Annotated in this window: 25 protein-coding genes, 1 tRNA gene and 1 riboswitch; of the genes, 7 read left to right on the top strand and 19 right to left on the bottom strand. The window is 75.8% G+C overall.

Features of this window, described 5'->3' with window-relative positions:
* Positions 1–8 precede the first annotated feature (8 nt).
* Genes ACFU9A_RS12395 through ACFU9A_RS12385 form a run of 3 tightly spaced genes read left to right on the top strand, consistent with a single transcriptional unit; the run spans position 9 to position 4,215 of the window.
* Positions 9–1,424 carry a hypothetical protein gene (locus tag ACFU9A_RS12395; protein ID WP_430575585.1) on the top strand — a complete coding sequence of 472 codons (1,416 nt, stop codon included), beginning with the start codon at positions 9–11 and terminating at the stop codon, positions 1,422–1,424.
* Complete coding sequence (locus ACFU9A_RS12390; protein WP_430575584.1) at positions 1,421–2,806, top strand: CHAT domain-containing protein; 1,386 nt, start codon at positions 1,421–1,423, stop codon at positions 2,804–2,806. Before ACFU9A_RS12395 ends, ACFU9A_RS12390 begins: the two co-directional genes overlap by 4 nt.
* The gene (locus tag ACFU9A_RS12385) at positions 2,803–4,215 is read left to right on the top strand and encodes a hypothetical protein (RefSeq protein ID WP_430575583.1); all 1,413 of its coding nucleotides are present in this window, start codon (positions 2,803–2,805) and stop codon (positions 4,213–4,215) included. Before ACFU9A_RS12390 ends, ACFU9A_RS12385 begins: the two co-directional genes overlap by 4 nt.
* A gap of 37 nt (positions 4,216–4,252) precedes the next feature.
* Here ACFU9A_RS12385 and ACFU9A_RS12380 read toward each other — a convergent pair whose 3' ends face one another.
* The 3 genes from ACFU9A_RS12380 to ACFU9A_RS12370 form a co-directional block, all read right to left on the bottom strand.
* Entirely contained in the window at positions 4,253–4,723 is a 471-nt protein-coding gene (locus tag ACFU9A_RS12380; RefSeq protein ID WP_430575582.1) for a hypothetical protein, read from the bottom strand.
* 103 nt (positions 4,724–4,826) lie between these two features.
* Positions 4,827–5,555 carry a DUF4184 family protein gene (locus tag ACFU9A_RS12375; protein WP_430575581.1) on the bottom strand — a complete coding sequence of 243 codons (729 nt, stop codon included), beginning with the start codon at positions 5,553–5,555 and terminating at the stop codon, positions 4,827–4,829.
* A gap of 54 nt (positions 5,556–5,609) precedes the next feature.
* Positions 5,610–7,022, bottom strand: coding sequence for an FHA domain-containing protein (locus tag ACFU9A_RS12370; RefSeq protein ID WP_430575580.1), 1,413 nt, complete (start codon positions 7,020–7,022; stop codon positions 5,610–5,612).
* A gap of 271 nt (positions 7,023–7,293) precedes the next feature.
* Here ACFU9A_RS12370 and ACFU9A_RS12365 point away from each other — a divergent pair, with 271 nt between their 5' ends.
* Positions 7,294–7,974, top strand: coding sequence for a hypothetical protein (locus ACFU9A_RS12365; RefSeq protein WP_430575579.1), 681 nt, complete (start codon positions 7,294–7,296; stop codon positions 7,972–7,974).
* Between the two features lie 48 nt (positions 7,975–8,022).
* Here the strand turns inward: ACFU9A_RS12365 and efeB are convergent, their stop codons facing one another.
* From efeB to bsh, 5 genes are all read right to left on the bottom strand, one after another.
* Complete coding sequence (gene efeB, locus ACFU9A_RS12360; protein ID WP_430575578.1) at positions 8,023–9,336, bottom strand: iron uptake transporter deferrochelatase/peroxidase subunit; 1,314 nt, start codon at positions 9,334–9,336, stop codon at positions 8,023–8,025.
* A 14-nt stretch (positions 9,337–9,350) separates the two neighbouring features.
* A complete protein-coding gene (gene efeO, locus ACFU9A_RS12355) occupies positions 9,351–10,565 on the bottom strand; it encodes an iron uptake system protein EfeO (protein WP_430575577.1) in 1,215 nt (404 codons plus the stop codon).
* A complete protein-coding gene (gene efeU, locus ACFU9A_RS12350) occupies positions 10,562–11,437 on the bottom strand; it encodes an iron uptake transporter permease EfeU (protein ID WP_430575576.1) in 876 nt (291 codons plus the stop codon). The genes efeO and efeU overlap by 4 nt, the downstream gene beginning before the upstream one ends.
* Positions 11,438–11,610: 173 nt before the next feature.
* Positions 11,611–12,357 carry an ABC transporter permease gene (locus ACFU9A_RS12345; protein WP_430575575.1) on the bottom strand — a complete coding sequence of 249 codons (747 nt, stop codon included), beginning with the start codon at positions 12,355–12,357 and terminating at the stop codon, positions 11,611–11,613.
* A 73-nt stretch (positions 12,358–12,430) separates the two neighbouring features.
* Positions 12,431–13,378 carry a choloylglycine hydrolase gene (gene bsh / locus ACFU9A_RS12340; protein WP_430575574.1) on the bottom strand — a complete coding sequence of 316 codons (948 nt, stop codon included), beginning with the start codon at positions 13,376–13,378 and terminating at the stop codon, positions 12,431–12,433.
* Between the two features lie 173 nt (positions 13,379–13,551).
* Between bsh and ACFU9A_RS12335 the strand changes: the two genes are divergently transcribed.
* Together ACFU9A_RS12335 and ACFU9A_RS12330 are read left to right on the top strand one after the other, a co-directional pair.
* Positions 13,552–14,616, top strand: coding sequence for a proline racemase family protein (locus ACFU9A_RS12335; RefSeq protein ID WP_430575573.1), 1,065 nt, complete (start codon positions 13,552–13,554; stop codon positions 14,614–14,616).
* Entirely contained in the window at positions 14,613–15,566 is a 954-nt protein-coding gene (locus tag ACFU9A_RS12330) for an ornithine cyclodeaminase family protein (protein ID WP_430575572.1), read from the top strand. Before ACFU9A_RS12335 ends, ACFU9A_RS12330 begins: the two co-directional genes overlap by 4 nt.
* A gap of 99 nt (positions 15,567–15,665) precedes the next feature.
* Here the strand turns inward: ACFU9A_RS12330 and ACFU9A_RS12325 are convergent.
* The 11 genes from ACFU9A_RS12325 to ACFU9A_RS12275 all read right to left on the bottom strand — a co-directional run bounded on the left by ACFU9A_RS12325 (position 15,666) and on the right by ACFU9A_RS12275 (position 25,388).
* Positions 15,666–15,742, bottom strand: a tRNA-Pro gene (locus ACFU9A_RS12325).
* A 51-nt stretch (positions 15,743–15,793) separates the two neighbouring features.
* The gene (gene ribH, locus ACFU9A_RS12320) at positions 15,794–16,321 is read right to left on the bottom strand and encodes a 6,7-dimethyl-8-ribityllumazine synthase (RefSeq protein WP_430575571.1); all 528 of its coding nucleotides are present in this window, start codon (positions 16,319–16,321) and stop codon (positions 15,794–15,796) included.
* Positions 16,318–17,661, bottom strand: coding sequence for a bifunctional 3,4-dihydroxy-2-butanone-4-phosphate synthase/GTP cyclohydrolase II (locus tag ACFU9A_RS12315; RefSeq protein ID WP_430575570.1), 1,344 nt, complete (start codon positions 17,659–17,661; stop codon positions 16,318–16,320). The genes ribH and ACFU9A_RS12315 overlap by 4 nt, the downstream gene beginning before the upstream one ends.
* A complete protein-coding gene (locus tag ACFU9A_RS12310; protein WP_430575569.1) occupies positions 17,658–18,305 on the bottom strand; it encodes a riboflavin synthase in 648 nt (215 codons plus the stop codon). The genes ACFU9A_RS12315 and ACFU9A_RS12310 overlap by 4 nt, the downstream gene beginning before the upstream one ends.
* Positions 18,306–18,308: 3 nt before the next feature.
* The gene (ribD, locus tag ACFU9A_RS12305; protein ID WP_430575568.1) at positions 18,309–19,418 is read right to left on the bottom strand and encodes a bifunctional diaminohydroxyphosphoribosylaminopyrimidine deaminase/5-amino-6-(5-phosphoribosylamino)uracil reductase RibD; all 1,110 of its coding nucleotides are present in this window, start codon (positions 19,416–19,418) and stop codon (positions 18,309–18,311) included.
* Between the two features lie 141 nt (positions 19,419–19,559).
* Positions 19,560–19,689, bottom strand: a riboswitch (FMN riboswitch).
* Between the two features lie 85 nt (positions 19,690–19,774).
* Entirely contained in the window at positions 19,775–20,215 is a 441-nt protein-coding gene (locus ACFU9A_RS12300; protein WP_430575567.1) for a hypothetical protein, read from the bottom strand.
* 50 nt (positions 20,216–20,265) lie between these two features.
* Positions 20,266–21,321 carry a hypothetical protein gene (locus tag ACFU9A_RS12295; protein WP_430575566.1) on the bottom strand — a complete coding sequence of 352 codons (1,056 nt, stop codon included), beginning with the start codon at positions 21,319–21,321 and terminating at the stop codon, positions 20,266–20,268.
* Between the two features lie 41 nt (positions 21,322–21,362).
* Positions 21,363–22,928, bottom strand: coding sequence for a ribosome biogenesis GTPase Der (gene der / locus ACFU9A_RS12290; RefSeq protein ID WP_430575565.1), 1,566 nt, complete (start codon positions 22,926–22,928; stop codon positions 21,363–21,365).
* A gap of 109 nt (positions 22,929–23,037) precedes the next feature.
* Positions 23,038–23,742 carry a (d)CMP kinase gene (cmk, locus tag ACFU9A_RS12285; protein WP_430575564.1) on the bottom strand — a complete coding sequence of 235 codons (705 nt, stop codon included), beginning with the start codon at positions 23,740–23,742 and terminating at the stop codon, positions 23,038–23,040.
* 71 nt (positions 23,743–23,813) lie between these two features.
* Positions 23,814–24,683: a pseudouridine synthase gene (locus ACFU9A_RS12280; protein WP_430575563.1), complete on the bottom strand. Its 870-nt coding sequence runs from the start codon at positions 24,681–24,683 to the stop codon at positions 23,814–23,816.
* Positions 24,684–24,767: 84 nt separating this feature from the next.
* Entirely contained in the window at positions 24,768–25,388 is a 621-nt protein-coding gene (locus ACFU9A_RS12275) for a TetR/AcrR family transcriptional regulator (protein WP_430575562.1), read from the bottom strand.
* Between the two features lie 130 nt (positions 25,389–25,518).
* Here ACFU9A_RS12275 and ACFU9A_RS12270 point away from each other — a divergent pair, with 130 nt between their 5' ends.
* A complete protein-coding gene (locus ACFU9A_RS12270) occupies positions 25,519–25,941 on the top strand; it encodes an organic hydroperoxide resistance protein (protein WP_430575561.1) in 423 nt (140 codons plus the stop codon).
* Positions 25,942–25,945: the final 4 nt, after the last annotated feature.

Raw genomic sequence — 25,945 nt, 5'->3', positions numbered from 1 at the left:
AGGTCGTCATGGCGATGGCGCTGCGCTCGGAGATCGGGCTGCCGACGCTCCGGATCAGCCTCGACCACGGGTCGTCCGACGCCGTGTTCTCCGTCGTCCGCGGCCGGGAGCGCCCGCGGGAGGTCGCGCGCTGCACCCTGCGCGCGCTGGGCCTGCCCCGCTCCGTCTTCGGCCGGGTGGACGACGGCGCGCTCGCGGTGCCCGACGACGTCCTCGCGCGGCTGAGGGCCGAGGTGGCCGACCTCGGGGAGTCCCCGATCCCGCCGCGGGACGTGCTGTGGCTGGAGATCCCCGTCCCGCGCGGCGAGGTGCACGTGCTGCCGTGGGAGCGCCTGCTGGCTCCGCTGGACCGCCCGGTGTTCCGGCTGCCGTTCCACCCGGTGCGTGCCGAGCGGCCCGGCCCGCACCTCGACATCGCGATCTGCTGCAGCCTGCCGGCCGACGGTGGCGCCGACCCGCCCGACCTGGTGGCGCGGCTGACCGGCCAGTACGTGGCGTACACCCCGGGCGTCCGGGTCCACGTCTTCACCGACGCCGAGTGGGCGAGCGCGACGCGGGCCGTCGTCGAGCCGCTCCGTGCCCTGGGCGGCGACGTCGTCGTGCACGCCCCTCCGACGCCCGGGAGCGCCGGCCGCCGGGCGCGGCGCCACGGGCCCGCGGTCGCCACCCCGTGGCTCACCTGGCTCCTCGAGGAGCTGGACGGCCACCGCGTCGACGTCGTGCACCTGGTCGTGCAGGGCCACCTCGCCGACGGGCACGGGGCGTTCGTGCTGCGCCCCACGACCCCCGACGACATCCCCGCGTTCGTCGAGCCCACCGAGCTCGTCGAGGTCCTCACCCGCGTGGGCGCGGTGGCCGTGACCTTCTCGGCCCCGCCGGGCAACCCCAGCACCGCCGGGCTGCGGGAGCTCGCCGACGAGCTCGCCAGCGTCCGGCCCGGGCTGACCACGGTGCACGACCTGGTGGCCGACCCCTCGGCGGAACAGATCGGCGCGGCCCTGCGCACCATCTTCGTGCGACCCGAGCGGATCGGGCGCACGCTGCCCGCGCTGACGTCCTGGGTGCACCCCTTGTTCGTCGAGACCCCGGGCACGACGCCGCCCGACGCCGAGCCGGACCGGCAGAGGTGGACGGCGGAGATGCGGCTGCTGCGCGACGGCCGGTCGGCGTTCCTGCACGAGTCCACCCGGCGGGCCGCGACGCAGGTGGAGCAGGAGTCGTGGGTCGCGTCGGCGGCGCGCAGCATCGAGCAGCTCCAGATGAGCTGGCTCCCCGCCGCCGTCGACCGGCCCGTCGACCATGCCGCCGCCGAGGCGCTCGAGCGCGTCTCGCGGCTCCTCGAGCAGAGCGTGCAGCAGGCGTACCCGGGCGCCGAGGACGCCCCGCCACCGGACGCCGCGCCACCGGACGGAGGCCAGCCATGAGCCGCGTCGTCTTCCAGATCACCGCCGTGAACAGCGACGACCACCTCGTGCCGCACGTGCACCTCGTCGAGCCGATCGACGACACCGCCGTGGACGAACGGTTCACCTGGTCGTCCGTGGCGCCGAACGCCGCCGACGCGGAGATCAACGCCCACCTCGGCGAGGAGCTCTACCGGTCGCTCGCCGTGCACAAGGAGCTCGGCACGTCGCTCACCGTGGCGATGCGCAGCACCGACGCCCGCGTGCCGGTCTACGCCGACATCCTGCCCCTGAGCGGCGCCGAGGGCGTGCCGTGGGAGGCCCTGCGCTTCCCGGGCGAGGGCCCGTTCCTGGCGCTGGAGTCCAAGTACGCGCTCGCCCGCGTGGTCCGCACCGCGGAGCCGCGGGTGCCGCTCTACCAGCTCGAGCCCCCGCTGCGCGTCGTCGCCCTGCTGTCGTGCCTGGGGCTCACCGCGGCGGGCGAGCTGTCCGAGCTGCGCCGCGTCGCGCGGGACGCGGGGCCGGGGCGGGTCAGCCTCCTGGTGGTGCTGAGCGAGGCCGACCTCGCGGAGCGGCTCCAGGCGGAGGTCGACGCCGGCACCGCGCCCGAGGTCGCCGGGGTCAGGCTCGTCCCGCCCGACTTCCACGAGCTGCGGGGCGTCGTGCAGGGCTTCCGGCCGCACGTGCTGCACCTGTTCTGCCACGGGTCGACGGACGGCACCGTGCGCCTCGCCCTGAAGAACGATTGGGGCGCCGAGAGCCCCGGCATCGGGCTCGCGCTCGAGAAGGAGCAGCTCGCGCAGCTGACGCGGGCCAACGACGGCGGCTTCTGGCTGGTCGTGCTGAACTGCTGCGAGGGCGCGGCGGCCGGCGACGACGGGCTGACGTCGCTGGCCCGCGAGCTGGTGAGCAAGGGCCGGTCGCACGCCGTCATCGGGATGCGCGAGCCGATCCGCGGGGAGCTGGCGCGCCTGCTCACCGGCGGCCTGTACGGCGCGCTGGTCGACGAGCTCAGCCGGCGGATCGCGGCCGCCGACGACCAGCCGCGGCCGCTCGACTGGGCCGCGCTGACCGTGCTCGCGCGCAACCGGGTGGTCGACGGGCTGGCCGAGGGCACCACGGCGGCGCGGGTCCGCGACGGGCTGCGGGAGTGGACGCTCCCGGCGCTCTACCTGCGGTGGGACGAGTTCCAGCTCCAGGTGGTGGGGCCCGCGGGCGACGCCGCCGCCCCCGACTCCGCCGCCGCCCGGGCGAGCCGCCTCGAGGTCGCCGCCCTGCAGTTCGTGCTCGCCTCGCTGCCGCCCGACCAGGGGGAGAAGTTCCGTGCCGAGGCGGCCGCGCGCGTGGGCGAGATCGCCGCCCAGCTCGGCGTCGCGCCCGCCGCCCTCGGGGACACGCCGTGACCGCCGCGCCGCCGGTCGGGGGGGGCGCGGCGGTGTCCGTCGACGCGTGGACCGGCTCCGGCCCCGTCACGGGCGCGTTCGCCGCCGACGTGCGCCCCTGGCTCGGGGGCCCGTTCGCGTTCGCCGAGCGGACGGCGCGGCCCGCGCCCGCCGACCCGTGGGACTGGCGCCACCCCGACGTCGGGTGGGGGCTGGTGGCCCGCGAGCCGGACGGCCTGTCGCAGGCGGACCTCGTCGCCGCGACCGACCTGCCGGCCGACGTCCACCGCCTCGTGGCCGCGCGGGCCGGGCGGATCTTCCGCTACCGGCCCGGCGGCGCGTACGCGAGCTGGACCCTCGTCGACCACGCGGGCGGCGCGCAGCCCTTCCTGCCGGCCTCGCCCGCGGGCGCCGACGCCGGGGAGCTGCCCGCGTTCCTGCTCATCTACGGCTCCCCCGCCGACGTGCCGTGGAGCGTGCAGTACATCCTCAACCCAGTGCGCTACGTCGGGCGCCTCGACCTCGAGGGGCCGGCCCTCACCCGCTACGTCGACGCCGTCCTCGACGACTGGAGCGGCTCGGCGGCGCAGTGGTCCGCGCCCGTGGTGTGGGCGGTGGACCACCAGGCGGGCGAGATCACCACGCTCATGCGCGACGTCGTCGCGGAGCCGCTCGCGCGGGCCATGGGCGAGGATGCGGAGCTCGCGCCGACGTTCCTCGACGGTCGCGTCGCCCCGGCCACCGTGGCAGGCCTCACCGCGGCCCTCACCCAGCACCGGCCGGCCGTCGTCGTCACCAGCAGCCACGGCCAGACCGGGCCGCTCGGCGACCTGGCCGCCATGGGTGCCGACCTGGGCAAGCCCGTGGACCAGCAGCATGCGCTCCTCGACCCCGACGCCCTGCTGCGGTCCTGGGACCCCGACGGCGCGATCTGGTTCGCCCAGGCCTGCTGCTCCGCCGGCGCGGACAGCCCGTCGGCCTACGACCGGCTGTTCACCGGCGACCTCGCCGCCACGTTCGCCCGCGTCGCCGCGCTGGGCGCGGTGACCTCGCCCCTGCCGCGCGCCCTCCTCGGCGCCCCCAAGCCGCTGCGGGCCTTCGTCGGGCACGTCGAGCCCACCCTCGACTGGACCCTCGCGTTCCCGCCCAACGTCCAGCCGCTGACGTCGCAGCTGCGGGCCGCGCTGTACGAGCGGCTGTTCCTCGGCCGGCCGGTCGGGTACGCGATGGAGCCCTGGTACCGCCCCATCGGGGCGCTGCTCCAGGGCTACCAGGCCGCCGAGCGGGAGAACCAGACCACGTTCGGTGCGGCCGCCCGGGCCAGCCTCGACCTCATGGTCTACAGCCGGGTGACGGCGCACGACCGCGCCAGCACCGTCATCCTCGGCGACCCCGCCGTGGCCGTCCCGGCGCCGCCGCCGGGCGGCTGAGCTGCCCGGCCACGGGCCCGTCGGGTCGGTGCGAGGGTCAGCGCGACGCCCGCGACGCGAACCGCCATGCCAGCAGCCCGAGGCCGCCGATCACCGCGACGAACCCGAGCCCGATCGCGACCATGGCCGCCGTCGCGGAGGTGGTGAGGTCGACGGCACCGAGGTCCGCCGCGGCGACGAGCACCGCCTGCGAGGCCAGGAAGAGGACGCCGAGCAGGAGCAGCACCGCGCTCGTGCGGCGGGCGCCCACCGCCCGCGCGACGGCCCCCGGCGCGGCCACGACCGCGAAGAAGACGACGATCACCGCGGTCCCGCCGAGGCTCGCCTCCGGCTCCCCGCCCGCGGCCAGCACGGCCAGCCGCATGAGCCCGCGGGCCAGCAGGCCCGCGACGAGGCCCGCGAGCGCCGCCGCGAGCAGGCCCGCGAGCACCTGGACCGCGACGCGCGCCGCGGTGCGCCGCGGCACGGTCGTGCCGGGCTGCGCGGCGGACAGGTCGTGCGTGGACATCGTGGTTCTCCTCCGGTGCGGGTGCGACCCCAGGAGGGAGGGCGGGACGACCCCGCCGGGGCGCGCCGGGCGGGTGAAACCGGGCGGCTGGGACCGCCCCGCGTCAGGCGGCCTCGCCCGGAGCCCGCCGTCCGGCGGCGGCCCGCCACGCGACCGACACCCCGAGCATCGCGAGCACCAGTCCCTGCACCGCGGCCACCGCGGCCCCGACGGCGCGCACCTCGAGCCCGGAGCCCGCCGCGAACCCCCCGAGCCCGCACCCGACGGCGACCGCGGGCGCGGCCAGCGTCCAGGCCCACGGCCGCCCGACGCGGGGCGCCCTCCGTACCACCGGACGGCGCGCGAGCCACCACGCGACGTACACCCCGACCACCGCGAGCCCCACCGCGCCCGACGCGTACTGCGCCCACTGCGCGCCGAGCAGGCCCGCGTGCGGCGTGTGCAGCCACGGCACGCGCTCGACCGTCCACCCGCCGGGATGCGTCGCGGAGTCCCACACGACGTGCGTCAGCGCCCCGAGCCCCGCCGCGAGCGCCTCCGGCGCCCACCGGCGCGGGAGACCCGCCGTCGCCGGCACCCGGTCGCGCACCCCGGGCACCACGTCCGCGTACGGGTCGCGCACCACCGCGAACCAGCACCACACCACGGCCGCCGCGAGGACCACGTCCACCGTCACCACGCCCCACAGCGAGTGCGTGACGTCGTAGCCGTGCCGCCCGGGCAGGAACATCGGCACGTCGGGCACCGTCGACCCCGCGACCAGCGCGCTCAGGGGCAGGGCCGTCCGCCCGAGCGGCAGGACGGCGGCCGCGTGGGCGGGGGTGAACGGCATGGCGACACCGTAGCCGTGGCAGCCCCGTCCGGTCCGGGCCCGGGACCGTGGCGTCTACGGGTCGGTGATCTCGGCCTCGGGCCCATGGGTGACGACCTCCCCGTCGGACACGCGCACCAGCTCGACGTTGACCCGGTACGCGCCGGGCTCCTCGAGGTCCGGGACCCACAGCTCGACGCTCCCGTTGTCGTGGTCCTTGTCGGCCGTCAGGCGGAAGGCCACGGTGTCGGCCGCCCAGTTGGCCGACACGGTGGGGCCGCCGAGCGACCAGGTGAGGAGGAGCGGGACGCCCGCGTACCCGCTCGTCTCCAGGTCGACGGCGACGAGCCACCCGAGCCGGTCGTGCCCGCCGTCGCTCGGGCGGTCCTCGACCTGACGCAGCGAGTCGGCCAGGCGTCCCGCGACCTCCTCCGCCGGCAGCGTCGCCTCCTCCGGGTCGTCGCGGCCCTCGACGAAACCGTTGGAGGCGAGCAGCACCAGGGTGGCCGGGTCGAGGTTCTCGCCCGCCAGCACGGGGTCGCCCTCCACGCGCTCCAGCAGGCCCGCGTCCGGCGGGTCCCAGCCCTGGAGCGCCGCCACGACCGGAGCGGTCGTCGTGGTGGTCGGGCTCACCGTCCCGGTCGGTGTCGGGCTCACCGTCGGCGTCGGGCTCACGGTGGGCGTCGGGCTCACGGTCGGCGTCGGAGCGAGGGTGGGTGTCGGGCTCACGGTTCCGGTGGCGGCGCGGACCTCGACCCTCGTCGTGGACCACGCGGCGCGGGCCGCCGTCGACCCGCGCCCGTCCCGGGCGGCCGAGAGGCTCACGTCGTTGTCCGGCAGCTGTCGCCCGTACTCGCTGAGCGTCGCCTGCTGCAGCACCCGCACCTGGGTGATCTCCGCGAAGTCCTCCCGGTCGGGCGGCGCGACGCTCCGCCAGAGCCCGACCACGGCGGCCAGGGCCGTCGCGGCGGCCCCGACGCCGACGACTGCGGGGCGGACCCGCCGGAACCAGGGGAGCGTGTCGTCGCTCTCGCGCCCGGCCGACGACGATCCGCCACCCCCGTCCGTCACCTCGGGCCCGGCGAGCCGCGCGCCGCCGCTCACGATCGGCGCGGTGCGCAGGTGGGCCTCGGGTGTCGTGGTGGCCGGCGGACCGGTCGACCTGCGCTCCGGGTCGGGCGCACCGAGCCCCAGGAACTGCAGCCCGACGTCCCCGACGAGCAGCGTGTCCCCCGGCCGCAGGACGTGGTCCCCGGTCAGCCGGACCTCGCCGACGAAGGTCCCGTTCGACGACCCGAGGTCCCGGACCACCGGGGCGCCGTCGACCACGGTCACGAGGAGGTGGCGTCGGCTCACGCCGGGGCTGCTCAGCCGCACCTGGGCGTCGGCGCCCCTGCCGACGACGACAGCTCCTCCCCCGGGGACGGCGAACCGCTCCCCGGCCTGCGCGCCCGTCCGCACGACGAACACGGCGGCGTCGACGCTCACCACGACTCCTGCCCGGGTCGCGGGCGCCGTGCCTGAGGTCCGGCTCAGGCCCGTCCCGCGACCTTGACGCCTGCCCTGACCTGCATGGGCCTCCCGTTCCATCTTCGTCCCCGGACCGCGCCCCGAGCGGGCGGCCGGCCGCATTTCACCCGCTCCGCGTCGGCGACCGTGGCGCGGTCGTCAACGGGTGGTGACCGGGCCCGCGACCCAGCCCTGGGACCACGCCGCGCCGGTCGCGACCGCCGAGCACGACACCCGTTACGTTCTGGCCATGACCGACACCGTGACCGACGACGCCACCGCCGTCCGGGACCAGGCCCTGGCCACCCTCGGGCTGCCGGAGACCTGGGCCGAGCCCAGCGGCTACCCCCGCTCCCTCGCGCTGTCGGCGATCGACGCCGTCTACTCGCTGCGGGCGCGGTACGCGGGCGTCGTCAAGGTCCTCGACAAGTACCGGTCGTTGCGCCGGTCCCAGGGTGCCGACCCGTACCAGGACTCCGGGCGCGACCTCCTGTCCGCCGTCGACGGCGCCGGGGGCCCCGAGGCGGCCGCCGCCGTGCTGTTCAACAACGCCAAGGCGCCCGGCGTGCGGCCGCCGCTGCTGAGGTCGGTGGCCCTCGCCGACGCCGTCGCCGCGCTCGGGCGGGTCGGCGTCGACACGGCCGCCGACCTGCGCGACGCCTCGCCGAGCACGCTCGCCGCCGCCCGCACCACGTGGGTCTCGGCCCGCGGGAACGGCCCCCTGTCGTGGGAGTACCTGCAGATGAACGTCGGCGTCCGGGGCGCCGGCGACACGACGGTGCTGCGCTGGGTCACCCGCGCCGTGGGCGCCGCCCGGCCGGTGAGCACCGGACGGGCGGAGGCGGCGGTCCTGGGGGCGGCCGACCTCCTCGACGTGTCCCACCGGGCCCTGCACCACCGCATCTGGTGGGTGGAGTCCGGCCGCGACTGACGACGCGGCTCCGCGCGCCCACGCCGCGGGAGCCCGGTGGCCCGCCGGTCAGGCGAAGAGCGCCTCCCCGACGAAGGAGCCGCCGGTGCCGTCCACGAGCGCGGCCCCGTCCCGCACCCCCGGGGGGACGGCCCAGATACCCGAGCCGGTGTGCCGCAGGTACTCCATCATCGGGTCGTCGCGCGACAGCGTGGTCTGCATCGGCACGTACTGCGTGGCGGGGTCGCGCACGTACGCGAGGAAGAACAGCCCCGCGTCGAGGCGGCCCAGACCGTCCGAGCCGTCGGTGTAGTTGTATCCGCGGCGGAGCATCCGCACGCCGCCGTTGCGGGTCGGATGGGCCAGCGCGACGTGCGCCGACGGGTCGATGAGGGGCACTCCGCCGCGTCCCTCGACCTCGAAGTCCGGCTCCGTGAACTCCTCTCCCCCGGACAGCGGGGCGCCCGACCCCTTGGTCCGCCCGACGATGGCCTCCTGCTCGCGCAGCGGCGCCCGGTCCCAGGTCTCGATCGTCATGCGGATGCGCCGCGCGACGAGGTAGGAGCCACCGGCGAGCCAGCCGGCCGCGGGGTCGTCCTCGGTGTCGACCCACACGTGCTCGTCGAGCGCCGGGACCTCCTCGGCCTTGAGGTTGGCGGTGCCGTCCTTGAACCCGAAGAGGTTGCGCGGGGTCGCCTGGGACGTGGACGTCGACGAGGTGCGGCCGTAGCCGAGCTGGCTCCAGCGCACGCTCGCCGTCCCGAACGCGATGCGGGCGAGGTTGCGGATCGCGTGCACCGCCACCTGCGGGTCGTCGGCGCAGGCCTGGACCGCGAGGTCTCCCCCGCACCGTGCGTCCTCGAGCGCGTCGGCGGGGAAGTGCGGCAGGTCCTCCAGGAGGGCGGGGCGTCGCGCGGCGAGCCCGAACCGGTCGGTCCCGTCCGCCGTGGCGAACAGCGACGGTCCGAAGCCGAACGTCAGCGTGAGGTTCGACGCCGGGAGCTCCTGCGCCTCGCCCGTGTCGTCGGGGGGCGCGTCGTAGGGCCCGGACACGGGTCCGTACGTGCCCGCGGGCAGGCCCTGCGTCATGCGTGCGGCGGCAACGGTCCAGGCCTTGAGGAGCGCGACGACGTCGTCCCGGGAGGTCGTGGTCAGGTCCCACGTCGCGAAGTGCAGCCGGTCCTGGGCCGGTGTGACGATGCCGGCCTGGTGCGGCCCGGCGAAGGGGACGACGTCCTGCGGCGCGGTCGCCGGCGCGTCCTGGCCGCCGGCCCGGGCGACGGCGAACCCGCCCGCCGCGCCCGCGCCGAGCAGGCCGGCCCCCGCCGCGCCCAGCAGGGCGCGGCGCGAGAAGGTGCCGCGAGCGGCGGGCGAGTCGGTCATGGCGCTGCTCCCCCTCAGAGCACGACCGCGGCGGTGAGCCGGGACAGCGGCTCGCTCAGAGCGTCGACGTCGTCCGCGAGCCGCTTGACCTGCTCGTCCGTGAGGTCCGTGTAGAGCACGAACCCGTCCCCGTCGCGGTAGGCGTCGAGGTTCCCCTGCAGCGCGTCGAAGCGGGCGTCGAGGTCGTCGGCGAGGTCGGCGTCCTTGGCCACGACCACGTCGCGCAGCCCGTCGTAGGCGACCTTCGCCCCGTCCACGTTGGCCTGGAAGTCCCACAGGTCGGTGTGCGACCAGATCTCCTCCTCGCCCGTCACCTTGCCCGTGGCGACCTCGTCGAGCAGCCCCTTGGCGCCGTTGCCGATCGCCGCGGAGTCGATCTGCTCGGCGAACGTCGCCTCGTGGGTCCGGTCGTACAGCTCCTGGGTGTCGGCGAGGAGCTGGTCGGCGTACTTCGTGCGCTCGGCGGCGGTGAGCGCCGTGTACTCCGTGCCGCCGTTGTCCTTCGCCGCGGGCTGCCACAGGTCCTTCTCCAGCAGGTGCCAGCCGGTCCACTCCTGGCCGTCCTCGAGGTCGGCCTCGCGCAGGTCCATGCGCGGGTCGAGGTCGCCGAACGACTCCGCGACCGGCTCGATCCGCTCCCAGTGCACACGCACGTCGGCGTACAGGTCCTGGGCGCCGGCGTCGTCGCCGCCCGTGTACGCGTCGACGAACTCCTGCGTCCCGGTGAGCAGCTGCTCCGTCTGGTCCTTGACGTAGGCGACGTAGTTCGTGCTCGCCGCCTGCACCTGGTCGGCGAGCTCGCCGGTGGGCTCGACGTCGTTGCCCGAGTCCGTGACGGTGAATTCGGCGCGGATCCCGTCGCCCACCATGCCCGGCTTGCACGCCGTGACGTACGACCCGGGCTTGGCGGTGAGCACGAGGTCGCGGGTGATGCCCGGGCCGATGTTCTCCACCTCGGACACGATGCGCAGGCCGTCCTCGGCGAGCAGGTAGAACTCCGTCACCTGCGTGCCGTCGTTCGTCACGGAGAACACCAGGTGCCCGGACGGGGCCTCGGCCGCGGACACGTCGCACGCGTCGTCCGTCGAGCTGACGGTCAGGGCGGCCGGGCCCCCGGTGCCCTCCGCCGACGACGCGGCGGGCTCGTTCGGCGTGCACGCGGCGAGCGGGACGAGCAGGGACGCGGCGAGCAGCGGCGTGGTCGCGCGCGTGAGGCGGGGGCGGTTCATCGGTCTCCTCCGAGAGGTGCGGTGGTGGGCTCGGCAGCGGGCTGCACGGCCGCGGCGGGCCGCGCCGGCTGACGGAACCAGACGGTGCGGACGAACAGGAACAGCACCGGGACGACGTAGAGCCACCAGACGGCGAGCTCCAGCCACGTCGTCGCGGGCGAGAAGTTGAAGATGCCCTTGAGGACCGTGCCGTACCAGCTGGTCGGCGGGACGTAGGCGGACACGTCGAAGGCCAGGTGGTGCAGGCCGGGCAGGAGGCCCGCCTCCTGCAGGTCGTGCACGCCGTAGGACAGCACCCCCGCGGCCACGAACACGAGGAACAGCCCCGTCCAGGCGAAGAACGCCCGCAGGTTGAGCCGTACCGCGCCGCGGTAGACCAGGGTGGCCAGGACGATCGCGACCGCGATGCCCAGGACGGCGCCGGCGATCGGCTGGGTGCTGGTGCCGGTGGCCTTCGCCCCCGCCCACAGGAAGAGCGTGGTCTCGAGGCCCTCGCGGCCGACGGCGAGCATCGCCATCACCACGACGGCCCACCGACCCGCCGCGATCGCGTCGTCGAGCTTGTGCTGGAGGTCGGCGCGCAGGTGCTGGGCGGTCTTGCCCATCCACAGGATCATCCAGGTGATGAGGCCGACGGCCACGATCGACAGGGTCCCCCCGATCGCCTCCTGCGCCTCGAACGTCAGCCCCTGCGGGCCGAACGTCAGCGCGGCGCCGAAGCCGAGGGACACCACGACGGCGACACCGATCCCGGTCCACAGCGCGGGCAGCAGGTCGCGCCGCCCCGTCTTGACCAGGTAGGCGATGAGGATGGAGGCGACGAGCGACGCCTCGAGGCCCTCGCGCAGGCCGATGAGGAAGTTCGCGAACACGGGATCCGTGACCCTTCGATGAGATGCCGTGCCCGCGGACGGGGCCTGACGGGACACACCAAGCCTCGCCTAAGTTAGGCGAGGCTGCACTAACCCGCCAGAGCGTACTCCCTGCGCGACCGAACGCCCCACCCTGTGACCGAGGTCGCAGCGCGAGGGACCCCGGGAGCCCGTCAGGTGGTCGGGGTCGCAGCCGGCAGGAAACGGGGAGCGCCGAAGAACCACGCGAACATCAGGGTGGTCAGCGCGCCGCTGCAGAGCACCGCCACCAGCACCACGACCTGGAACTGCGCGGCGTCCACCACGTCTGCCCCGGCGAACACCGCGCCGACGAAAGCGCCCGGCAGGGTGACGAGGCCCGTCGTGCGGGTCTGGTCGGTCGCCGGGACCAGCGCCGTCGACGCCGCGCGGCGGGTCGGCTCCAGCGCCGCCTGTCGTGGGGTCGCGCCCAGCGCGAGCCACGCCTCGATCTCCCCGCGCGAGTCGGCCAGGGCCGCGAAGAGCGCCCGCCCCATCAGAGTGGCGGCCGTCATCGAGCCGCCCACGACGATCCCGCCCATGGCCAGGAGGTACCGCGGCACCAGGGGAAGCGCGCCGCTGACGAAGACGACGGACACGGGCACGGTCGCCGCCACGAGCACGGTCGCCGCGATCCGGGGCACGCTCGACGGCCCCAGGCGTCGCAACCTGCCGTGCGCGGTCGCGCAGGCGGTCCCGACCATCAGGAGGAGGAAGGCCGCCGTCCACCGCAGGTCCGTGACCACCCCGCCGAGCACCAGGCTGAGCACCCCGAGCTGGACGACGGCCCGCACCGCCGCCCACGGCTGCAGCCACGGGCGCTCCAGCCGCAGCCCCGCGACGACGGCGAAGGTGACCGCGACGAGCACGACGACCGCGACTGCCCCTCGGACCGGGTCCATGAGGAGGACGCTAACGGGGTCCGGAGCACGCCGCGGGCAGCACGCGACCGCGACGCGACCTCCGCGACGGCGGCTATGCGAGGACGAGGTCCGTGCCGTCGGTCGGGTGCTCGGCCAGCGCGACGCTGCGGACCGTGGGGTCGTCGTAGGTGTTCCAGTAGTAGGTCGCCGTGCGGGACGAGAAGAGCCCGGTGTAGACGGTGATCTCGAACTCCCCCGACCCCATCGCGGCGCACCCGTCGACCATCGCGACCTGCTGCAGCGTGTGGAAGGCGCGGCTGACGTTCTCCTCCTCCGTGTCCTTCGTGGGGTAGTGCGCGTTGACGTAGGCCGCGCGGACGAACCGGGACGGGGAGTAGTAGTCGCCGGGGATCCCACGCATGTGCGACCCCGAGCCGAACGGGCCGAGGAGCGCCCTGCCCAGGGCGACCTCCTGGGGGAACTCCGGCGAGGTGTTGAGGTAGTTGCGCAGGTTCTCGTGGTGCCAGGCGAACCCGGGCTGGTTCGTCAGGACGTCGACGTCGTCGTCGAAGACGTGCATGCCGTCGCCCGTGTGCTCCACCACGATCGCGCGCGTGCCGTCGGCGATGATCCAGTGGAGCAGCGAGCTGGGGTACTTGTCGTTGATCGGCCGGTCGACGATCACCACGTCCTGCAGCGCCGCCTCGACCTCCTCCACGCTCGCGAACTGCGAGCACACCCACAGCGGGAACTCGAACGCCGCCACGTTGACCGCGCCGTCGACCGGTCCGGTGGCGTACTGGGCGTACCCCGGGAAGTTGAGCCCGGCGACCGCCAGCCCGGCGTCGTTCCCGCAGTCGAAGTAGAGCGGCGTGGACTCCTCCACGATGCCCATGCCGATGGTCGCGTGCTTGATGTCGGGGACGGCACCGAACGGCGAGCTCGGCGCGAACCGGGTGGGTGTCATCACCACCTGCTGCCCGTAGCCGCTGGTCCAGTCGAGGTTCCGTGCCAGGTAGACGCTGCCGTGGCCGTCCGAGAACCGGATTCCCGTGCACATGGAGAAGCTCCCATCGTCGGTGTCGCCCGAGACGCGCGAGTGGTGTCCGCGCCCGGTCTCGGCGTGCCCTGTCCGTTGCCATCGTCACCCGTGGCGCGCGGGGCCGCCCGGGCAGCGGTGGCCGGCGACGGGAGCCCCTCCGACCGCCGCCCAGGTGCCGTAGGGTCGCGCGCATGACGGACCCGGGCCGCGCTGCCTCCACCATCGGACGACCACCGCACCTGGAACGGGTCCGGACGGTCGACTATCACACGGCGGGCGAGCCGTTCCGCATCGTGCCGGCGCCGACCGTGCCGATCCCCGGCGCGACCGTGGCCGAGCGCCGTCAGCGCGCGATCGGCGACACGGAGGCCGACGCCCTGCGCCGCCTGCTGTGCTTCGAGCCGCGCGGTCACGCGGACATGTACGGCGGCTTCGTCACGCCGCCCGACGACGACGGCGCGCACCTGGGCGTGCTGTTCTGGCACAAGGACGGGTTCTCGACCGCGTGCGGCCACGGCACCATCGCCCTCGGCGCGTGGGCGGTGCGCTCGGGGCTCGTGCCGGTGGACCCGTCCGGGATGACGGACGTGGTCATCGACGTGCCGTCCGGGCGGGTGACCGCCCGCGTGCGGACCACGGACGACGGCAGGGTGGGCACCGTCGACTTCGTGAACGTGCCGAGCTCGCTCGTGGCCGCCGACGTGCCCGTGGCGACGAGCCGCGGCGAGCTCCGTGCCGACCTCGCCTGGGGCGGCGCCCTGTACGCGTGCGTCGACGCCGCGAGCGCCGGCCTTCGCGTGACGCCGGAGGACCTCGTCGACCTGATCGCTCTCGGCCGCGAGGTCAAGGCCGCCCTCGCCGGCGACCCCCGTCTCGACCATCCGTCCGACCCGCGCCTGAGCGGCCTGTACGGGACGATCTTCGTCGACGACCTCGGCACGTCGGCGGACGGCGGCCCGCACCAGCGGAACGTGACGATCTTCGCCGACGGGCAGGTGGACCGGTCCCCCTGCGGGTCCGGCACGGCGGCGCGCGTCGCCGTCCTCGCCGCGACGGGCCGTCTGGGGGACGGCCAGGCGCTCGTCCACGACTCGATCGTCGGCACCAGGTTCCACGCCCGCGTCCAGGAGCACCTGACCGACGCGGGCCGGGACGCGGTCGTCCCGGTCATCACCGGGACTGCGCACGAGGTCGCCGAGTCCGCGTTCGTCGTCGACCCCGACGACACGCTCACGCCCGGGTTCGTGCTGCGATGAGCACGGGAGCACCGGACGCGGGCCCGCGCTATCTCCACGCCGCCACGGTCGCGGCCGCCCTCACCCCGGACGGTGCCGTGGACGCGATCACCGCGGCGCTGGCCGGCGGCTTCGACCCCGCCGACGACATCCCCCGGGTGGGCCCCGCCACCAGCCACGGGCAGCTCCTGCTGATGCCCTCCGAGGTCGGCGCGCACGCCGGCGTCAAGGTGGCGACCGTCGCGCCCGCCAACCCGGAGCGCGGCCTCCCCCGGATCCAGGCCGCGTACCTGCTGTTCGACGCCGCGACCCTCAGCCTCCGGGCGATCCTCGACGGCACCGCGCTGACGAGCCTGCGCACCCCCGCCGTGTCCGTCGCGGCCGTCCGGCACGCGCTGGTGCGGGTGGAGGCGCCGCTGGAGGTCGTCGTGTTCGGCGCGGGGCCGCAGGCCCTCGGCCACGTCGACACCCTCGCCGCCGTCGCGGCCCGGCCGCTCGGGTCCGTCACGTACGTCGTGCGCCACCCCGACCGGGTCCCGGCCTCGGTGCACGAGTCGGGCACCGTGCTCGGTGCGGACAGCGGCCAGCTCGCGGCCGCGCTGGCGTCCGCGCACGTCGTGGTGTGCGCCACGAGCGCCCGGTCGCCGTTGTTCACCGCCGACGCGGTCGGGCCCGAGGCGATCGTGATCGCCGTCGGGTCGCACGAGCCCGACGCGCGCGAGCTCGACCCGGACCTGCTCGCGGACGCCACCGTGATCGTGGAGGACGTGGCCGCCGCGCTGCGCGAGGCCGGCGACGTCATCCTCGCCATCGCCGACGGCGCTCTCTCGGCGGACGACCTGGTGCCGATGCGCGACGCCGTCCGCGCACCGGACGACCTGCCGGCACGCCGCCGCACCGTGTTCAAGAGCGTCGGCATGTCGTGGGAGGACCTCGCGGTCGCCCAGGCCGTGGTGGACCGCGCGCCCTGACGCCGGGCCGAGGCCACCCGCACCGACACACGGTGGGGGGATCTGCCGGAACGACGGGAGGCTCGGACCGTCTCCGGTCCGAGCCTCCCGTGCGTGTGCTGGTCGGGCTGACAGGATTTGAACCTGCGACCCCCTGACCCCCAGTCAGGTGCGCTACCAAGCTGCGCCACAGCCCGTCGGCCCAGCACGGTGACACTGCGTGTCACCCCGGAGGGCCGACCGAAATACTACCCCAGGTCGGAGGCTGCTCCTGCATCGACGCGGGCACCTGCGAGACGGGCGTCGCGGACCTCGCCGAGCACGCGGGCGGTGGCGAGCGCGGCGGCGGCGGCCTCGTACCCCTTGTCCTCGTGGGAGCCCTCCAACCCGGCGCGGTCGAGGGCCTGCTGCTCGTCGTCGCACGTCAGGAGGCCGAAGCCCACGGGGACCGAGTGGTCGAGGGCCACGCGGTTGAGCCCGTCGGTCGCGGCGGCGCACACGTAGTCGAAGTGCGGGGTGCCGCCGCGGATGACGACGCCCAGGGCGACGACGGCGTCGTACCCGGCTGCCGCGAGCGCCTGCGCGGCGACGGGCAGCTCGAACGACCCGGGCACGCGCACCACGCGGGGGTCGGCGACGCGGTGGTCGGCGCACGCGCGCAGGGCGCCGTCGAGCAGACCGTCCATGACGGTGGTGTGCCAGCTCGCGGCGACGACGGCGACGCGCAGGTCGGAGCAGTCGACGGGCGCGACGGCGGGGGCGCCGGCGCCGCTCATCGGGTGGCCCCGGCGGCGAGCGGGGCGGGGGTGGTGGTGCGGTGCATCGGGGTTCCTCCGGTGTCGTGCGTGGTGGCGGGAGCGTGCTCGGTCAGGTGGGGCAGGTCGTGGCCCATGCGGTCGCGCTTGGTGCGCAGGTAGCCGAGGGTGCGCGGGTGGGCGGGCAGCGCGAGCGGGAGGCGCTCGACGACGTCCGCTCCCCCGGCGACGAGGCCGTCGACCTTGGCCGGGTTGTTGGTGAGCAGCCGCACGCGGGGCACGCCGAGGTCGCGCAGCACGTGCGCGGCGGCGGTGTAGTCGCGGGCGTCGGCGGGCAGCCCCTGGTCGAGGTTGGCGTCCACGGTGTCCCGCCCGGCGTCCTGGAGGGCGTAGGCGGCGAGCTTGGCGGCGAGGCCGATCCCGCGTCCCTCGTGCCCGCGCAGGTAGACGACGACGCCGCGCCCGGCCGCGACGACCCGGCGCAGCGACTCGTCGAGCTGCGGCCCGCAGTCGCAGCGCAGGCTGCTGAACGCGTCGCCGGTGAGGCACTCGGAGTGCACCCGGGCCAGGACGGGCCCCGCGGCAGGGTCGGCGAGGGCGTCGAGCGGCCCGGCCACGAGCGCCACGTGCTCGTCCCCGGTGCGCGTGTCCCGGTAGGCGACGCCGGTGAGCTCGCCGTGCCGGGTGGGCAGCGTGGTGACGGCGACCCGCTCGACGAGCACCTCCGTCGCCCGCCGGTAGGCGACGAGGTCGGCCACGCTGATGAGGGTGAGCCCGTGCTCGGCGGCGAACTCGGTCAGCGCGGGCAGCCGCATCATCGTGCCGTCGTCGTGCACCAGCTCGGCGAGGACGCCGGCGTCGCCCCGGCCGGCGAGGCGGGCGAGGTCGACGGCGGCCTCGGTGTGCCCGCGCCGCTCCAGCACGCCACCGGGGCGGGCGCGCAGGGGCAGCACGTGCCCGGGCCGGGTGAGGTCGGCGGGCGCGGCCCCCGGGTCGGCGAGCAGGCGGGCGGTGCGGGCGCGGTCGGCGCCGGAGATCCCGGTGGTGACGCCGGCGGCGGCGTCGACGGTCACGGTGTACGCGGTGCGGAAGGCGTCCTGGTTCGCCTCGACCATGAGCGGCAGGCCGAGCCGGTCGAGCTGCTCCCCCGCCACGCCCACGCACACGAGCCCGCTGGTGTGCCGCACCAGGAAGCCCATGAGCTCGGGGGTGGCGGCGTCGGCGGCGAGGATGAGGTCGCCCTCGTTCTCGCGGTCGGCGTCGTCGGCCACGACGACGGGGCGGCCGGCGGCGACGTCGGCGATCGCCCGCGCGACGCGCTCGGTCGCCCCCTCGACCTCGCGGAGGGTCGCGGCGGTCATCGCGCCGCCCCCGCCGCGACGGCGCCGGACGGTCCGAGCGCCACGCCGGACGCCAGGTGTCGCTCGACGTACTTGCTCAGCACGTCGACCTCGAGGTTGACCTGCTCCCCGACACCACGGAGACCGAGGGTGGTGCGCGCCCGCGTCTCGGGGATGAGGCTCACCGTGAAGGACGCGTCGCCCGCGGCCACGACGGTGAGGCTGACGCCGTCGACGGCGATCGACCCCTGCGCCACGACGTACCGGGCCAGGTCGGCCGGCAGCGCGACCTCGACGACCTCCCACTGCGTGCCCGGCGTGCGGGCCAGCACGGTGCCGACGCCGTCGACGTGGCCCTGCACGACGTGCCCGCCGAACCGCCCGTCCGCCGCGAGCGCCCGCTCGAGGTTGACGCGGTCGCCGGGGCGGCGCGCGCCGAGGCCGGTGCGCCGCAGGGTCTCCGCCATGAGGTCGGCGGTCCAGGTGGCGCGGCCGTCGTGCGCACCGGTCTCCGCGACGGTCAGGCAGCAGCCGTCGACGGCGATCGAGTCGCCCAGCCGGACGCCGTCGAGCACCCTCTCGGCCACGACGGTGAGGCGGGCGCCGTCCGCGTGCTCGCGCACGGCGACGACGGTGCCGAGCTCCTCCACGATGCCGGTGAACATGGCTCAGCGCTCCTTCCGCGGCCGCATGACGAGCCGCACGGTGGGGGTGTCGGTGGGGTCGGCCGGGTCCTGGGGCAGGACGGCCACGTCGAGCAGGTCGAGGCGGGCGGCGTCGGCGATGGTGCCGATCCCGAGGTCGGCGACGGCGGGGGCGCCGACGCCGAGCAGCACCGGCGCGACGTACGCGACGACGTCGTCGACCAGGCCGGCGCGCCAGAACGCCGCCGCGAGGGCGGGGCCGCCCTCGAGGAGGACGTGCCGGTGCTCGCGGTACCAGAGCAGGTCCAGCACCTCGTGCGGGTCGTGGGTGCGCAGGTGCATCACGGGCTCCCCCGCGGCCGCGGCGCGCGCCAGGCGGGAGGTGGCCGGCAGCTCCCGCAGCCCGACGACGACACGCTCGGGCTGCGGGCCGGGCACGTGCCGCACCGTGAGGTCGGGGTCGTCGGCGAGGGCGGTGCCGGTTCCGACGACGACCGCGTCCGCGGAGGCCCGCAGGCGGTGCACGTCGTGGCGGGCCGCGCGGCCGGAGATCCAGCGGGACGTGCCGTCCGCGGCGGCGGCGCGCCCGTCGAGGGTCGTCGCCACCTTCCACGTGACGACGGGGCGGCCGAGCTCGAGCGCGTGGGTCCACGTGGCGTTGAGCGCGCGGGCCTCGTCGGCGAGCACGCCCCCGACGACGTCGACGCCCGCGGAGCGCAGCCGGGCGGCGCCGCCCGAGGCGGCCGGGTTCGGGTCGTGGTCGCCGTGCACGACGCGCGCGACGCCGGCGTCGAGCAGCGCGTCCACGCAGGGGCCGGTGCGGCCGTGGTGGTTGCAGGGCTCGAGCGTGACGACGGCGGTCGCTCCGCGGGCGGCGGTGGGTCCGAGGCGCTCCACGGCGGCGCGCAGGGCCTCGACCTCGGCGTGCGGCGTGCCCGCCCCGTGGTGGTAGCCCTCGGCGATCGCCGTGCCGTCGGCGGCCAGGAGCACGCACCCCACGCGAGGGTTGGGCCCCCGGGCGGGGATCTGCGCGGCGAGCTCCAGCGCCCGGCGCATCGCGGCACGCTCGGCGTCGGTGGCGTCGCCCCCGCCGGCGCCCGTCGCCGGGAACCGGCCGGGCTGCGGCTGCTCCATGTGTCCTGCCCCTGTCGTCCGGTCGCGGACCCCGGGGTGCAGGAAGGCGGGGTCGGACGTGCTCGAGCCGGCCGGTCGCGTGCCGCCACGACGGGTGGCGCGGGCCCTCGAGGGGCCTGGGACGGACCGGACGGGGAGCCGTCGCGTGCGCTTCCCATCCGGACTTTGACCGTCGGTCCAGGAGTTCCACCTGGTCAACCGGTCACAGGCTGTGACCGGGTCGCGGACTTTCACCGCCGGCTCGGAATTTCACCGACCCCAGAGCACGCGAGCAATTCGCTCGTCACCGCTGACCGTGCCACGCCGCGTCGGCTCCTGGCAAGCCCGGGTGGCGCACGTCTCACCCCGGCCCGGCGTCAGTCCCAGACGAGGGACAGCACGCGGTGCCCGGCCGGGACGTCGGGCACGTCGGTGAACCAGGGCGCGGGGTAGACGTACCCCTCGACGACGCCGTCGGCCTGGAGCTCGTCCGCCCCGACGAGGTCCTCGACCTCCTCGGTGACGAGCGTCGTGCAGACGGCGACGGCCTCGGCGACGATCCAGTCGCCGTCGTCCTCGACGGACTCCTCGTGCAGCTCGACGCGCACCCAGGCGACCCCCTCCCAGGCGGCGAGCCGCTCCAGGCGCCGCCGGATCTCGGCGAGCGGCGGGCGCCCGTCGCCCCACTGGTTCGGCGCGAGCGACTCCTCGTCGTCGTTGCCGTCGAAGAACTCGGCGAGCGTCAGCAGCGGGATCCGACGGTCGTCGCCGCCGTCGGCGGCCCCGGAGCGCCGGTCCAGCTCGTCGCGGGTGATCACGCCATCGACACTAGGCCCGGCGGCACCCGCACGCGACGGTCCCGGGCCCGTCAGGCCTGGCGGTCGGGCGCCGGCCGGCGGGCCGTGCGGCGGTCGTCGTCGCGGCCGAGGGCGACGCCGAGGGCGGCGAGGACCAGCAGGTCCACCACGAGCCCGGCGACCGCCGCCCACTGCACGGCACGGAACGCCAGCAGCTGCGTGACGAGGAGGCTGACGAGCACGCCGCGCCGCACCCACACGGCACCGGCGCGGTGGTCGCGCGGGCCCACCGTCATCCCCCGCACCACGCAGGCGACGGTCGCCGCGACGGCCACGAGGATGCCCGTGCCGACCCAGGCCGGCACGTCGACGCCGCCGACCAGGACGCGCAGCCCCACGACCAGCGACGCGGTCGCGGTGCCCAGCACGGCGACGACGACCACCGCCGCGGCCCACCGGTGCTCCATCGCCTCGGCGAACCACGCGGACGCGCGCCGCACGAGGGCGCGCACCGGGTCGGGGACGGCGACGTCGTCGGGGGGCACGGCCTCCACCAGCGCCGCGACCTCGTCGGCGCCGGGCTCCCCGCGGCCACGCGCCACGAGGGCGCGGGCCTCGTCGCGCTCGGCGTCGGTGAACCCGCCGGCCACCCCGGCGACGGCGCGGTCGGTCGCCACCGCGAGATACTCCGCGGGGTGGTGCGCGCGCCGGCCGTGCAGCGCCTCGACGAGGAGCACCAGCACCACGACGACCGCGTAGATGAGGGCCGCCGTCGGCGCGTAGAAGTAGTCGTTGTCGGAGGTGACGAACTTGCCGATCTCGTCGACGAACAGCCCGAAGCCGATCCCGCCGAGCACCGCGCCCACCGAACGCAGGGCCGGGCCCACCCACGAGAGCAGCACCACCACCGCGAGCGCCATGCCGAGCCCGCCCCACAGGACGTGCGCCACGTGCAGCCCGCCGCCGCCCACCTGCGGGTACCCGGAGGCGGCGAGCAGGAACCGGGTCACCAGCACGGTGGCCACGGTGACGACGAGGAACGTCACCAGGTGCCGCACGGCGGAGGTGTCGCGCGCCGCGCCGAGGCGCAGCAGGCGACCCCGGCGGGCGAGCGGGGCGGCGCTCATCGCAGGCTCATCGGCGGCTCATGGGCGGCTCGTCCGCGGCGTCAGCGACGCCGCTTCTCCCGCACCCGCACGCTGATCTCGATGGGCGAGCCCTCGAACCCGAACGTCTCGCGCAGGCGGCGCTCGATGAACCGGCGGTACCCGGCCTCGAGGAACCCGGTCGCGAAGATGACGAACCGCGGCGGCCGGGTCGAGGCCTGCGTGCCGAACAGGATGCGCGGCTGCCGGCCCCCGCGCAGCGGGTGCGGGTGGGCGGCGACGAGCTCGCCGAGGAAGGCGTTGAGGCGGCCGGTCGGGATGCGGGTGTCCCACGACTCCAGCGACGTCTCGAGCGCGCGCGTGAGCCGGTCCGTGTGCCAGCCGGTGCGGGCCGAGACGTTGACGCGCGGCGCCCACTGCACCTGCACCAGGTCCTTCTCGATCTCGCGCTCGAGGTACGGGCGACGGTCGTCGTCCATGAGGTCCCACTTGTTGTACGCGATGACGAGCGCGCGGCCGGCGTCGACGGCCTGCGAGATGACCCGCGTGTCCTGCTCCGTCATCGGCTCCGACGCGTCGACCAGCACCACGGCGACCTCGGCCTTCTCGATCGCCGCCTGCGTGCGCAGGGAGGCGTAGAAGTCCGCGCCGCGCGTCTGGTGCACGCGGCGGCGGATCCCGGCCGTGTCGACGAACCAGTACGGCACGCCCTTGATCTCGACGAGCTCGTCGACGGGGTCGCGGGTGGTGCCGGCGATCTCGTCGACGACCACGCGCTCGGCGCCCGCGATCTTGTTCAGCAGCGACGACTTGCCGACGTTCGGGCGGCCGACGAGCGCCACGCGGCGCGGCCCGGCCGGCCGCAGCTCGCCGTGCTCGGAGACCTCGGGCAGCACCTTCATGGCCGCGTCGAGCAGGTCGCCGGTGCCGCGCCCGTGCAGGGCGGAGACGGGGTGCGGCTCGCCCAGCCCGAGCGCCCACAGGTAGGTGGCGTCCGCCTCGCCGGAGGGGCCGTCCACCTTGTTCGCGCACAGGATCACGGGCTTGCCGGAGCGGCGCAGCAGCTCGACCACGCGCTCGTCGGTCGACGTCGCGCCCACGGTGGCGTCGACCACGAAGATCACGGCGTCCGCGAGCGCGACCGCCACCTCGGCCTGCTCGGCGACCTTGGACTCGATCCCGGCGACGTCGACCTCCCAGCCGCCGGTGTCCACCAGGGTGAACTCGCGCCCGGACCACTCGCCCGGGTAGCTGACGCGGTCGCGCGTGACGCCCGGCGTGTCCTCGACGACGGCCTCGCGGCGCCCGAGGATGCGGTTGACCAGGGTCGACTTGCCGACGTTCGGGCGGCCGACGACGGCGAGGACGGGCAGCGGGGCGTCTCCGGGGCCGAAGCCCTCCTCGTCCCAGTCGGCGTCCAGCAGGGCGCGGTCGGCCTCGTCGAGCTCGAAGTCCTCCAGGCCCGCGCGCAGGGCGCGCTCGCGCGCCTCGTCGTCACCCTCGGACTCGAGGACCTCGGCCACCGCGTCGCGCGCGGGCTCCGCCGCCTGGGCGGCGTCCGCGGGCGCGGTGGTGGGGTCGTCGGTGGGCTCGGCAGCGGGCACGGAGCCGTCGGCGGGAGTGGTCATGGGCACCATTCTCCCAGGCCCGGCGGCGTGTCACGAACGAGACCCCCGTCACCCGGCCGCGAGGCCGGGCGACGGGGGCCGCGACGGGCCCGCCGAGGGCGGGTCGAGGTCAGGCGGTGACCTGCGCGACGACCGCCAGGACCGCGTCGACCGTCTGGTCGAAGTCGAGGTCGGACGAGTCGACGGTGGCGACGCCGTCGGCCGCGACCTGGAACTGGCTGACCGTCGAGTCGTCGCGGTCGCGGCGCAGCACCTGGTCGCGCGTGGCCTCGACGGCGGAGGCGTCGGCCGCGCCGTGCACCTCGAGGGACCGGCGGCGCAGGCGCGCCTCCTCGCTCGCGGTGAGCAGCACGCGGGCGTCCGCGTCGGGCGCCACGACGGTGGTGATGTCGCGGCCCTCGGCGACGATGCCCTGCCCGCCCGAGAAGCCGCCGGGCGCGTTCTCCGCCTCGATGACGGCCCGCTGGCGCCGGCGCAGCTCGGCGCGGACCTCGAGGTTGGTCGCCACCTGCGACACGGCGGTGGAGACCTCGGTTGTGCGGATCGCCTCGGCGACGTCGCGCCCGCCCAGGTGCACGGTCGGCGCGGCGGGGTCGACGCCCATCTCAAGCGGCATGGCCCGCACCGCGTCGGCGACGGCGGCCTGGTCGGCCAGGTCCGTGCCGCCCTCGACGCACCACAGCGTCGCGGCGCGGTACATGGCGCCCGTGTCGAGGTAGGCGAGCCCGAGCCGGGCCGCCACCGCCTTCGAGACGCTGGACTTGCCGGACCCGGAGGGACCGTCGACGGCGATGACGACCACGTGAGAGCTCACCTTCTGTTGTCGCGCGGCGGTGCCGCGCGGAATCTGCTGGGCGGGGAGGACGAGGGTGCGGAGCCGCGACGTCACATGTCGACGTCGCGCATCAGGGTGCCGAGCTCCGTGCGGCCGAGCACCCGCGTGCGCCCGACGCGCAGGTCGCCCAGGGCGATCGGGCCGATGCGGGTACGCACGAGGCGCGTCACCGGGAAGCCGACGGCGTCGAGCATGCGGCGCACGATGCGGTTGCGGCCCTCGTGCAGCACGATCTCGAGCATCGTCTCGCCGGGCACGGAGTCCACCACGCGCACCTTGTCGGCGCGGGCCACGCCGTCCTCGAGCTCCACGCCCTCGGTCAGCTGCTTGGCGTGGCGCGGGTAGAACTCCCCGCCCGTCACCGTGACGAGGTAGGTCTTGCGGATCTCGTACCGCGGGTGGGCGAGGCGGTTCGCGAGCTCGCCGTCGTTGGTGAGCAGCAGCAGGCCCTCGCTGTCGGCGTCGAGCCGGCCGACGTGGAACAGGCGCTCGGGGCGGTCCCTGACCAGGTCGGCGAGCGTCGGGCGGCCGTCCGGGTCGCTCATCGTCGACACCACGCCGAGGGGCTTGTTGAGGGCGATCGTCACCTTGGACGCGTCCAGCTGGATGCGCATGCCGTCGACGTGCACCTGGGCCTTCGCGGGGTCCACGCGCACGCCGAGCTCGGTGACGAGCACGCCGTCCACCTCGACGTGCCCCTCGGCGATGAGCTCCTCGCACTTGCGGCGCGAGCCCAGGCCGGCCTGCGCGAGCACCTTCTGCAGGCGGACGCCGTCGGCGACGTGGACGTCGCGGTCCGGCTCGCCGGAGCGCGGCGCGGGGCGACGGGGGGCGGTCTTGCGCGGGCGCTGCGAGCGCTGCGCGGCGGGTCCCTGCGGGCGGTTGGTGCGGCGGCTCCCGCCGCGGCGTTCGGTGCTCATGGTGCCCGATTCTCTCAGGTCGGGCCGGTCCCGCTCGACGGCGCCACCCGGCGACCCGCGCCGGGCGGTCGCGGGGCACGACCGTCAGGCGCCGGCCGCGGCCCCGCGGTGGGCGGCCAGCACCGCCGCGAACGCGGACGCGAGGCGGGGCGCGACGGCGCGGGCGTCGTCCACGTCCCCGCACACCATGGCCCCGTCGCGCAGCATCATCAGCTCGGCGGCGGCCGCCCGCGGGTGGTCCGCGCCGTCCTCCCGCGCCACGTCGGCGAAGAAGTCGGCGTACCAGGCGCGGTGCCGCGCCACCGCCTGACGGACGGGATGGGCGGGGTCGGCGTACTCCGCGCCGGCGTTGACGAACGCGCAGCCCCGGAACTCCGGGGCGCGCGCCACGGTGCCCAGCACCCGGGCCAGGGCGGCGAGGGCGGCGGCGGGGTCGCCCGCGTGCTCGGCGCGCAGCCGTGCGAGCTGCGCCCGCTCCTCCTCCGCGATCGCGTCCAGGTAGGCGACGACGAGGTCGTCCTTGGTCCGGAAGTGCCGGTAGAACGTGACCTTGGACACCTCCGCCGCGGCGATCACCTTGTCGGCGCTCACGGCGCGGATGCCGTCCGCGTAGAACAGCCGGCTCCCCGCCTCGAGGATCCGCTCGCGCACCGGCCCGCGCGCAGGTGCCCGCTCGGGCGTCGCGCCCGCCGTCCTGGTTCCCATCCCACCAACCTCTCACGTCGGGGCACCTCCTCGGCGCGGGTCGCGCCCGAGGGTGCTTGCGGCAACGGACGCCGCGTGATCTAGTAGACGAACTAGTAACCCTACTAGCCGCCTACCCAGGAGGACCAGCATGAGCGTGCTCTACACCGCGGTCGCCACTGCCACCGGAGACGGACGGGACGGCCGTTCGCGGTCCGACGACGGCCTGCTCGACGTCGACCTCGCCATCCCGAAGGAGATGGGCGGCGCGGGCGGCGCCACCAACCCCGAGCAGCTCTTCGCCGCCGGGTACGCCGCGTGCTTCCACTCGGCGCTGAAGGTCGTCGCCCGGCGCGAGAAGGCCCCGATGACCGACTCCGCGGTCGTCGCGGAGGTGTCGCTCCTGCCGACGGACGAGGGCGGGTTCCGTCTCGCCGTCGCGCTGCACGCCGAGATGGGCGGCGTCGACCAGGCCACCGCCGACGCCCTCGTGGCCGGCGCCCACCAGGTGTGCCCCTACTCGAACGCCACGCGGGGCAACGTCGACGTCACGGTCGACGCCACCGTCGCCTGAGCGT

Source organism: Isoptericola sp. NPDC057653, assembly GCF_042799955.1.
Classification (GTDB): domain Bacteria; phylum Actinomycetota; class Actinomycetes; order Actinomycetales; family Cellulomonadaceae; genus Isoptericola.
This window is presented reverse-complemented; position numbering and strand designations above follow the sequence as displayed.